The sequence below is a fragment of the Oceanicaulis sp. UBA6590 genome (assembly GCF_002433705.1).
In the GTDB taxonomy this organism is placed as follows: domain Bacteria; phylum Pseudomonadota; class Alphaproteobacteria; order Caulobacterales; family Maricaulaceae; genus Oceanicaulis.
On sequence record NZ_DJIQ01000055.1, the window covers coordinates 1 to 8,879 of the forward strand.

Below are 8,879 nucleotides of genomic sequence, written 5' to 3' on the forward strand. Positions count from 1 at the left end.
GAGTGAACCCTCAAGGAGCGCCCAATGCCTGCCCAACGTCCGTCCCGCATCACCCCGCTTGATATTCGCGCCATTGCCTTCACGCTCGTCGATCGTCATGGAGACATGGCGCTCAACTACGCCGACATGGCGGTCACCGAGCTCGAACAGAAGGGCGAGGATGAAAGCGCGAACGCCTGGCGCGTGTTGCGCTGGGAGATTGAGGATGCGCTGGCCGGCGTCATCGGACGTGAAAGCCCCATCCAGATGCAATAACAAGGCGGCTGACACAGGAGTTTGTCTTGCGCTGACGCTCCGGCTCACCCAGCTTTAGGCGATGAGCGATTTATCCCTATTTGACACGTGGATTAACCAGGCCGGGCTGAACGATCTGTTCAACCCTCGCAAAACCGTCACCGCCATGCGCGACGCCATGGCCCGGATGGAAGAGCTGGTCGAGGTCGCCCCTCCGCCTGTGGAGGAAGTGCACGATATAGAGTTTGCGGGCGGCGAGGGGCCCCGTCCCGCCCGTATCTATATTCCCTATGGCGCTCAGCCGGACCACGGCCCCGGTCTGATCTTCTATCATGGCGGCGGCTTCATGGTCGGCTCGCTGAAATCCCATGACCCGTTGTGCCGGCGTTTGGCGGCGGTGTCGGGCGTGCGGATCTGCTCGGTCGATTATCGCCTGGCGCCGGAGCACCCTTTCCCGGCGGCGGTTGATGACGCTTTCGCCGCGATGGATGCGGCGCTGGCTGGCGAACTCGCCGCATATGGGTTCGACCCTGACCGCATTGCGGTGGGCGGAGATTCAGCCGGGGGGAATCTTGCGGCGACCGTGGCGCGCGAGCGTCGTGACGCGCTCAGCTATCAGCTTCTCCTTTACCCCTTGATGCAGCTCTTGCAGACAAAGAAGGACCGCCCGCGCTGGCAGGAAGGGCCGCTTCTGTCCGAATTCACGCTCGAGGAAATCCGCAAGCATTACATCCGCGACGCTGATCCGGCGGATGTGCGGATTTCTCCCTTGCTGGCGGAGGACCTCAAAGGATTGCCGCCCGCCTATATCCTGGCGGCCGAGATGGACCCGCTCCTGGATGAAGGGGCGGCCTATCGTGATCGTCTGACCGCTTCGGGCGTCCATGTAGAGTACAGGCTCTGGAACATGGTGCCGCATGGATTCCTGAACATGTCGCGCCTGTTCCCGGCTTGCGTCACCGCGATCGAGGCGTCGGCGAAGGCGCTCGACAGGGCGTTTCAAGCCAGGCCCTTGTGAGCCGCCGCGGCACGGCTTAGCTCTGCAGCATGAGCATGACTTCCCGATACCGTCCCGATCCGCGTTTCGCAGCCTTGGGCGATGAGTATTCCGATCCGGTGCAGCCGGCCGATTTCCCGCAGGACCAATTGCGCTGGTGGAACGGGCGCTGGGCGCAGGAGGTCGGCCTGGACGGGCTCGATGCAGAGGCGCGCAAGGCGCATTTCCATCGCTTCGAGTCCTTGCCGGACAATCAGTCCGAGCCGCGCGCCATTCGCTATCACGGCCATCAGTTCCGCACCTACAATCCCCAGATTGGCGACGGGCGCGGCTTTCTCTTCGCCCAGCTCCGGGACTCTCAGGATCGCTTGCTCGATTTGGGCACCAAGGGCTCGGGACAGACGCCGTATTCTCGCTCTGGCGATGGCCGCCTGACCTTGAAGGGCGCCGTGCGCGAGGTGCTGGCGTCCGAGATGCTGGAGGCGCTGGGCGTTTACACCTCCAAGACCTTCGCGATCTACGAGACTGGCGAGCAGCTGCATCGCGGCGACGAGCCGTCTCCGACGCGCTCCGCCGTCATGACCCGGCTCCAGCATTCCCATCTGCGGTTCGGCGTCTTTCAGCGTCACGCCTATTTCGAACGGCCGGATCTCATCGCTGAACTTGTCGAATACGCGATCACTCGGCTTGTCCCCGAGGCGGCGGACATGGGCGAGGATCGCGCCGCCGCCCTGTTGCGGGCGGTGACGGAGCGCTCGGCCCGCCTGGCCGCGCAATGGATGGCGGCCGGCTTTGTGCACGGCGTGCTCAACACAGATAATCTGGTGGTGACCGGAGAGAGCTTCGACTATGGGCCTTGGCGTTTCCTGCCGCATTTCGAGCCCGGGTTCACCGCCGCCTATTTTGATGAGCAGGGGCTATACGCCTATGCCCGTCAGCCCGAGAGCGTGTTCTGGGCTCTGCAGCAACTGGCGGGCGCCCTTAGCCTGGTGGGCGACCGGGAGGCCCTGATCGCCGCGTTGGAGACCTACCCCGAGCATTACAAGCGTGAGATCGTCACGGCCTTTCACCATCGCCTGGGGCTGGAGACAAAGGGGGATGACAGCGACAGCGCATTGGTGGGCGGCCTTCTGAACGCCAGCCGCGCGCTCGAGATCCCGTTCGAGGCGCTCTTTTTCGACTGGTTCTGTGGGGACGCCTCACGCGAGCGGGCGCTTCAGTCCCAGCGCGGCGCCCTGTATCGCGATGATCAGTTTGCGTCAGTCCTGAACAAGCTGACGGAGCGGACGCCGCTGCGGCCGGAGCGCCTGTCTCATCCCTATTTCAACAAGGATGCGCCTGTGCACATGACGATTGAGCGCATGGAATCGGTCTGGGCGCCGATCGCGGACAGAGATGACTGGTTCGCCCTGGAGCAGACTTTGACCGATGTGGCCGAGGCCCGCGCCGCCTATGATCTGGGCCGGGGGCGGGTCGGCTTTCTTGCGGAGTAACGCCATGCTGGACATCCTGCGGGCAGAGGGCTTTGGCGATGAGCGTGTAAGTCATGGCTTCACCACCCGCACGGGCGGTGTGAGCGAGGGGCCGTACGCCAGCTTGAACCTGTCCTGGTCGCGCGGCGACGAGAAGGAGCGGGTTCAAGAGAACCGCCGCCGCCTGGGAGACGCCATCGGCGCCCGTCCTGTGTTTGCCCGGCAAGTGCATGGCGACACGGTGATCCGGGTGGATGCGGCGCCCGAAGACGGGGCTGCGGGCGAGGGCGACGCCCTGATCACCGATCGTCCCGGGCTGGCGTTGTGTGCGCAGACCGCCGATTGCACCCCGGTGCTCCTGTATGATCGCGAGACCCGATCCATCGCCGCCATACATGCCGGCTGGCGCGGCGTGGTGGCGAAAGTGGTCCCGGCAGCCATAAGCGCTCTGTCCGAGGCCTACGGAGCACGCCCCGAAACGCTTCAGGCTGTGATCGGCCCGGCCGTGAGCGCCGAGAACTATCGCGTCGGACCTGAAGTGCTCGCCCAGTTCGAAGCCCAGTTCGGCCCGCTTGATGAAGGCATGGCCTTGCCGCGTGATGCCGAGGGCGGGGCGGGCCTCAACGTGTCTGAAGGCGCGCGACGTCAGCTGGTGGCGGCCGGCGTTCCCGCCGCAAACATCAGCTGGATCCAGGCCTGCACCTTTGCCGGGCAAGACCGTTTCTTCTCCTGCAGGCGCGCCGCCAAACAGGGCCATGCCGGTCATTTTGGCGGCCAGTGCGGAGTCATTGCGCTGAACGAGTAGGGCGGCCCTCAGGCCGCCCCTGAAGGTCTTAAAGCGGACGGCCGTTATTGGCTTCGACCAGCATGCGGCGCAGCTTGCGCATGCCGCCCACCCAGCGATCACGCTCAGCGCCCTTCATGGCCGCATAGCCGGCGGTCTGTTCATGGGTGGTGACCATGAAGCGGTTCTCTTCCATCGCCTTCAGAAGGGTTTGCGCCACGTCCTCGGGTTCGAGATAGCCGCTCAGCCCCTGGGCGCCGCCCTCTATGCCCTTCACCAGCGGCGTATTCACCCCTTCCGGGCACAGGCACTGAACCTTCAGGCCGTCATCGCCATGGGTGATGGCGAGGCTTTCGGCGAAAGAGACCGCCGCAGCCTTAGTGGCGGAATAGGGGGCGTCGCCGATCTGGTTGAGAAGGCCGGCGGCGGAGGCTGTGATGATGAAGTGTCCATGGCGGCTGGCCATGGATTTCGCCAGCATGCGGGCGGCGTAGACGCTCGCCATCACATTGACTTGCCAGCATGCGTCCCAGGCGGGGGTGGGAGCGTCGCCTGCGCCCCAGAGCGGACCGTCAGACACCCCGATGCCGGCATTGGACATGAAAATGTCCACCGGGCCCAGTTCGCGTTCGACCCGATTGATCAGGCGCGCCAACGCGGCTTCATCAGTGACGTCGACACCCTGGCCGAAACCGCCGAACTCTGAACCCGCCCTGGCGGCCGCGTCTGTGTTGAGATCGGCGATGACGACCCTGGCGCCCTGGGCGTGAAACGCGCTGGCGCAGGCCTTGCCGATGCCGCTGGCTCCGCCGGTGACGATGGCGATTTTACCGTTGAGATCCACTGCTCTGTCCTCCCGGATGATTTTCCCGGAAGCTTAAACAGTTAAGGACGTGGGGCAAGCATCGCTATCGCTCAGGATCAGGCGACGTGTACGGCCGCCTGGAGAATGGCCATCACAATGGTCAGCGCCGCGCGATACTGTTCGAGGGTTTCCGGCTTGCGAACGGATGAAACCACGTTGTCGTATCGGGAACAGGCCTGCTGCAGGCGCTGGGTGTCGCCGGAGAAGACGATCACGGGGATGTGAGACAACACCTCATCCTGCGACAATTGCTCAAGCACCCAGACGCCGTCTTCACCGGACAGTTTGAGGTCGAGAACCACACAGTCGTAATGAGGGTTGGCGCGGACCAGTTCGAGCGCCTGTTCACCTTTGACTGCACGATCAATGGAGGCGGCGCCAGCTTCTTCGCGAAGCATTTTTTCAAAGAGGAAGGCTTCCTGATCGTCATCTTCAACCAGCAGCAAGGCCGGTTTTTGATTGCCCATCGCCATTCTACCCCCCCGGTTTCTAAACTTTTGTCCATGCTAAGGCTAGAGTGAGCCTGTCTACCTGAAAAGCCACTATTTAACGGTTTGATGAATTTTCACTGTAGCTGCGACACGTTCGCAAGAAAGCGGGAAATGGATCACCGTATGCGTCAATGATCAGGTGAGCGTTGCAATGAGGTTTATAGGCCTGCCGTGCAGCTGATTACAGACAAGACTCAATGTATTGCCGACTTTTAACTAAAGATGGCGCTCAGCGCGCTCTCCAGGACAATGTTTGTTCACGATAGATCCGGTCGAGACGACAATTGCGTGCGCCTGGTGGCGCGAGAGCCCCCTCGAAACGCCGAAGGTCGAAGGAATCACTGGTGTCCCCGACTGGATTCGAACCAGTGGCCCTCAGATTAGGAATCTGATGCTCTATCCTGCTGAGCTACGGGGACACGCAGCGCAAAATACGCCGGGATGACGCGGTCGTCACCCCGGCTGATGCTTATTGCGGCGCCTGGGTCAGCGCGGCCCGGATTGCGGCGAGGTCGGTGACTTTGAAGTTCTGACCGCCACTGTCTTCCTCATCGTCCTGCGCCAGGAAGACGCCTTCGGGATGGCCCGGCAGGGGCAGGGCGTGAACATCGATGCCGTCCGTCTCGGAGGTGCGGTCAATATCCCCGCCATTCACCTCGAAGCGCCCGATCAGGCTGTTGTCCGCGGTGTCAAAGACCGCGTAGGCGCTGTCTCCCTGGCTGGAGACGACGAGCCAGGGCGCAGCGTTTGCTTGCGGCCACAGCGCCACGCCTTCGGCATCGGCGACGAGGCTGTCGGAATTGACCTCGGCCAGCAAGGTGCGGGCGTCACCTGTCGCCGGATCCGCGTCATAGACCCAGACCGCCGTGTTCTCCTCGGCGATATAGACCCTTCCCGTTGCATCATCGACGGCGCACCCTTCCGAGATCGAACCGATTTCGAAGGTGCGCACGGTCTCGCTGCGCATGGCGCCGTCTTCGAACCAGAGTCGTTCCTGGGTCAGTCGACCGGTGTCGTCTTCGGTGACGAAGGCGAACAGGGCGTTGTCGGTCGGTCGCTGATAGAGGCACAGTCCATACGGATCGACGAAATCGAGCGGCAGAACCCCGCCCGGCGCCGGGCTGACCTCGCCTGTGGCGGGGTCAATGAAGAACACCGCGATGGCGATGTTGGTGCGGTCCGAGGCGACGGCGATGTCCACCGTCTGAGCGCCCGCTTCAAAGCCATAGCGCACATCGACATTGTTCATGCGGCCTGCGGGCAGGTATTGGGCCGTGCCGCCGTCGAGCGTGTAGACATAAAGGCCGCTTTTCTTGTCGGTGCCCAGAATGCGCGATTGCGCCGGGGCCTGCGCGCGCCAGAACGCGGGATCGTCCGCGGCGTCGCCGGCGCCGGCGACAGCGGCGGTTTCAAGACTGGCCGGAACCGACACGCGAGGCAGGGTCGGGCCTTCAGCCTCGGAGCAGGCGGACAGCCCGTTCGCCAGTGACAGAATAAAGAGCGTCGATAGTGTTGCGCGCATGACGCACCCCCAGATGCAGAGCCGGAACAGCGAAAATTTCGCTCTGCATAACGGCATCTGAAGGGGGGGAACAAGAGCCCTTCAGCGCGTGTCATCTTGAATACATTCAGTTGATACAAAGCGGTGTTCGCCGCGACACGAAACTGTTGCTTCAACTCTCCATAAGCCCCCCGGGGAGAGCGCATCAGAGCGCTCTGCATTCAATTCCGGCACGTTCATGGGGGATTTCGAGATGAAGCGTATCACCACATTGCTTGGCGCAGTGTCTGCCGTTGCTCTGGTTGCGGGCGCAGCCCAGGCGGGCGAGATCACGGGCCGCGTGACAGAAGCTACCGGTTCGGTGGGCCTGCAAGGCGCGATCGTGCGCATTTCCGAAACCGGTCAGACCGTGAGCACATCGCGCGACGGCTCCTTCCGTCTCGGCAATGTGCCGGCCGGCGATTTCACCCTTGTGGTCGATTATCTCGGCGCTGACGCGCAGACCCGCGAAGTGACGCTGACCAGCGCGGACGCCATGGTAGAGACCAATTTCGTCCTGGGCGCGGATGTGGCGGTCGAGGACAACATCCTCATCATCGGCCAGCGCGGTCAGCTGACCAGTGCGCTGAACCGCCAGCGCGCCGCGGACGGACTGATCTCCGTCCTGTCTGCTGACGCGGTGGACCGCCTGCCTGACGAGAACGTCGCTGAAGCCGCGCGTCGGATCGCCGGCATCAACGTGCTCAACGACCAGGGCGAGGGCCGTTTCGTCTCGATCCGCGGCATCGACCCGAATCTCAACACCACTACGGTGAACGGCGTGCGACTGCCGTCCCCGGAAGCGGACAACCGTCAGGTGCCGCTGGATGTGATCGATTCGGACGTGCTGTCCTCGATCGTCATCTCCAAATCGCTGACCCCGGACATGCCGGGCGACACCATTGGCGGCAATATCGAGATCGAGACCCTGTCCGGTCTGGATCAGGACGAGCGCCTGCTGCAGTTCCGCCTGCGCGGCATCTATGCCGATGTGGTCGAAGAGTACGGCTATCGCGGCTCGCTGACCTTTGCCGACAAGTTCTTCAATGACCGCCTGGGCGTGGCGCTGTCGATTTCCGATCAGGAGCGGTCCTTCGGCTCTGAAAACGCCGAGGTTGACGGGACCTGGAACACCGACGAGAGCGTGCCGTTCCCCGAGGAGTTCGAGAATCGCAATTACGACATCACCCGTGAGCGCACCTCCGTGGTGTTTAACCTCGACTATGATCTGAGCGAGAGCACCAACGTCTTCCTGCGCACGACCTATTCGGATTTCACCGACCAGGAGTACCGCAACCGGATCGAGAACAAGTTCGAGGATCCGGACTATGCCGACGCCCTGTCCTCGGGCAATGGCGCTTTCTTTGATGCGTCGACCGGTGACGAGTTCGAGGTGGATCGCGACATCAAGGATCGCCTGGAAGAACAGACCATCTACGCCATCGCGGTGGGCGGCGAGACTTTCGCCGGTCCCTGGACCCTCGACTAACAGCTGGCCTACGCCTACGCCGAGGAAGCCGAGCCGAGCCGGATCGACTCCGGTTTCCGCGCCAAGTTCGACCAGGGCATTTTTGGGGTGAACGTCACTGACGCCCAGATCCCGCAGGTGATCTTTGGTGATGCGGGGGCCGAGCAGGCCTATTTCGACGCGGACTCTTATGAATTTGATGATCTCGAATTCCTCGACGGCGTCGCCAAGGATGATGAATGGTCCGCCGAGTTCAACGCGCGTCGCGAGATGAACTTTGGCTCTTACTACGGCTTCATCCAGTCCGGCCTTCAGTATCGCACGCGGGAGAAATCCTATGATGCGACGACGCTCGTCTATGACGGCTTTGACGGTCCGGACCTGCTGCTGAGCCAGTTCCAGACGACGGTCGACTATCCGCTGGCCGTCAATTTCGGCCCGGCTGTGGATGCGGGCGCGCTGCGTGACTTCTTCTTCGCCAATCGCGGCGATTTCGAGCTCAACGACATCGACACCGCCGTGGCGTCCAACGCCGACAATTACGGCGCAGAGGAAGACGTGTTCTCCGCCTATCTGATGGGCTCGGTGGATATCAATCGCCTGCGCCTGGTCGGCGGTCTTCGGGTGGAAGACACCCAGTATGACGCGCACGGTTTCGAGATCCTCGAGCAGGAAATCGAGACGGCGGTCTCCGGTGACGTCACCGGCGCCTTCGAGAGCTTCATCGCCCCGTCTCTGACGGGCGCCGAGCTGCTGGCGAGCGATCTCGACGTTGAGTACGATGCGGGTGCGGATGAGACCGTGATCGAGGGTGATCGCGTTTATCGTCGCCGCGTAACGGCTGAAAACTCCTACACTGATTGGCTGCCCAGTCTGAACCTGCGCTATGAAGCGTCGGACAACCTGATCGTGCGCGCGGCCTATTACGCCTCGATCGCGCGTCCGAACCTGGCGCAGGCGGCGCCGCGTCTCGCCTTTGAAGAAAACGACAAGGGCGAAGTGGAAGCCGAGGCCGGCAACCCTGACCT

The 8,879-nt window shown here is 62.8% G+C and carries 9 protein-coding genes and 1 tRNA gene; 6 read left to right on the forward strand and 4 right to left on the reverse strand.

The genetic code is table 11. The features are described 5' to 3' along the window. Positions 1-24: 24 nt before the first annotated feature. From B2Z70_RS11420 to pgeF, 4 genes are all read left to right on the forward strand, one after another. Positions 25-255: a hypothetical protein gene (locus tag B2Z70_RS11420; protein WP_009801806.1), complete on the forward strand. Its 231-nt coding sequence runs from the start codon at positions 25-27 to the stop codon at positions 253-255. A 61-nt stretch (positions 256-316) separates the two neighbouring features. Further along, positions 317-1,252 (forward strand): alpha/beta hydrolase, encoded by a 936-nt coding sequence (locus B2Z70_RS11425; RefSeq protein ID WP_009801805.1) that lies wholly within the window; start codon positions 317-319, stop codon positions 1,250-1,252. Positions 1,253-1,281: 29 nt separating this feature from the next. Continuing rightward, entirely contained in the window at positions 1,282-2,724 is a 1,443-nt protein-coding gene (locus tag B2Z70_RS11430) for a protein adenylyltransferase SelO family protein (RefSeq protein WP_040612516.1), read from the forward strand. 4 nt (positions 2,725-2,728) lie between these two features. After that, positions 2,729-3,508 (forward strand): peptidoglycan editing factor PgeF, encoded by a 780-nt coding sequence (gene pgeF, locus B2Z70_RS11435; RefSeq protein WP_009801803.1) that lies wholly within the window; start codon positions 2,729-2,731, stop codon positions 3,506-3,508. A gap of 28 nt (positions 3,509-3,536) precedes the next feature. Here the strand turns inward: pgeF and B2Z70_RS11440 are convergent, their stop codons facing one another. From B2Z70_RS11440 to B2Z70_RS11455, 4 genes are all read right to left on the reverse strand, one after another. After that, complete coding sequence (locus B2Z70_RS11440; RefSeq protein ID WP_009801802.1) at positions 3,537-4,331, reverse strand: SDR family NAD(P)-dependent oxidoreductase; 795 nt, start codon at positions 4,329-4,331, stop codon at positions 3,537-3,539. Between the two features lie 77 nt (positions 4,332-4,408). Continuing rightward, a complete protein-coding gene (locus tag B2Z70_RS11445) occupies positions 4,409-4,825 on the reverse strand; it encodes a response regulator (RefSeq protein WP_009801801.1) in 417 nt (138 codons plus the stop codon). A 360-nt stretch (positions 4,826-5,185) separates the two neighbouring features. After that, a tRNA-Arg gene (locus tag B2Z70_RS11450) sits at positions 5,186-5,262 on the reverse strand. A gap of 50 nt (positions 5,263-5,312) precedes the next feature. After that, complete coding sequence (locus B2Z70_RS11455; RefSeq protein WP_009801800.1) at positions 5,313-6,365, reverse strand: phytase; 1,053 nt, start codon at positions 6,363-6,365, stop codon at positions 5,313-5,315. A gap of 232 nt (positions 6,366-6,597) precedes the next feature. Between B2Z70_RS11455 and B2Z70_RS11460 the strand changes: the two genes are divergently transcribed. Both B2Z70_RS11460 and B2Z70_RS11465 read left to right on the forward strand, forming a co-directional pair. Continuing rightward, on the forward strand, positions 6,598-7,872 hold the full coding sequence (locus B2Z70_RS11460) for a TonB-dependent receptor plug domain-containing protein (RefSeq protein ID WP_162010980.1): 1,275 nt from the start codon (positions 6,598-6,600) through the stop codon (positions 7,870-7,872). Between the two features lie 87 nt (positions 7,873-7,959). After that, positions 7,960-8,879: TonB-dependent receptor domain-containing protein (locus B2Z70_RS11465; RefSeq protein WP_292983405.1), on the forward strand; the 920-nt coding region annotated here is incomplete at its 3' end.

What these genes read in the sequence shown, in the direction of transcription:
- B2Z70_RS11420 (WP_009801806.1), top strand. Translation starts at nt 25, where the DNA reads ATGCCTGCCCAACGTCCGTCCCGCATCACCCCGCTTGATATTCGCGCC.
- B2Z70_RS11425 (WP_009801805.1), top strand. Translation starts at nt 317, where the DNA reads ATGAGCGATTTATCCCTATTTGACACGTGGATTAACCAGGCCGGGCTG.
- B2Z70_RS11430 (WP_040612516.1), top strand. Translation starts at nt 1,282, where the DNA reads ATGAGCATGACTTCCCGATACCGTCCCGATCCGCGTTTCGCAGCCTTG.
- pgeF (WP_009801803.1), top strand. Translation starts at nt 2,729, where the DNA reads ATGCTGGACATCCTGCGGGCAGAGGGCTTTGGCGATGAGCGTGTAAGT.
- B2Z70_RS11445 (WP_009801801.1), bottom strand. Translation starts at nt 4,825, where the DNA reads ATGGCGATGGGCAATCAAAAACCGGCCTTGCTGCTGGTTGAAGATGAC.
- B2Z70_RS11455 (WP_009801800.1), bottom strand. Translation starts at nt 6,365, where the DNA reads ATGCGCGCAACACTATCGACGCTCTTTATTCTGTCACTGGCGAACGGG.
- B2Z70_RS11460 (WP_162010980.1), top strand. Translation starts at nt 6,598, where the DNA reads ATGAAGCGTATCACCACATTGCTTGGCGCAGTGTCTGCCGTTGCTCTG.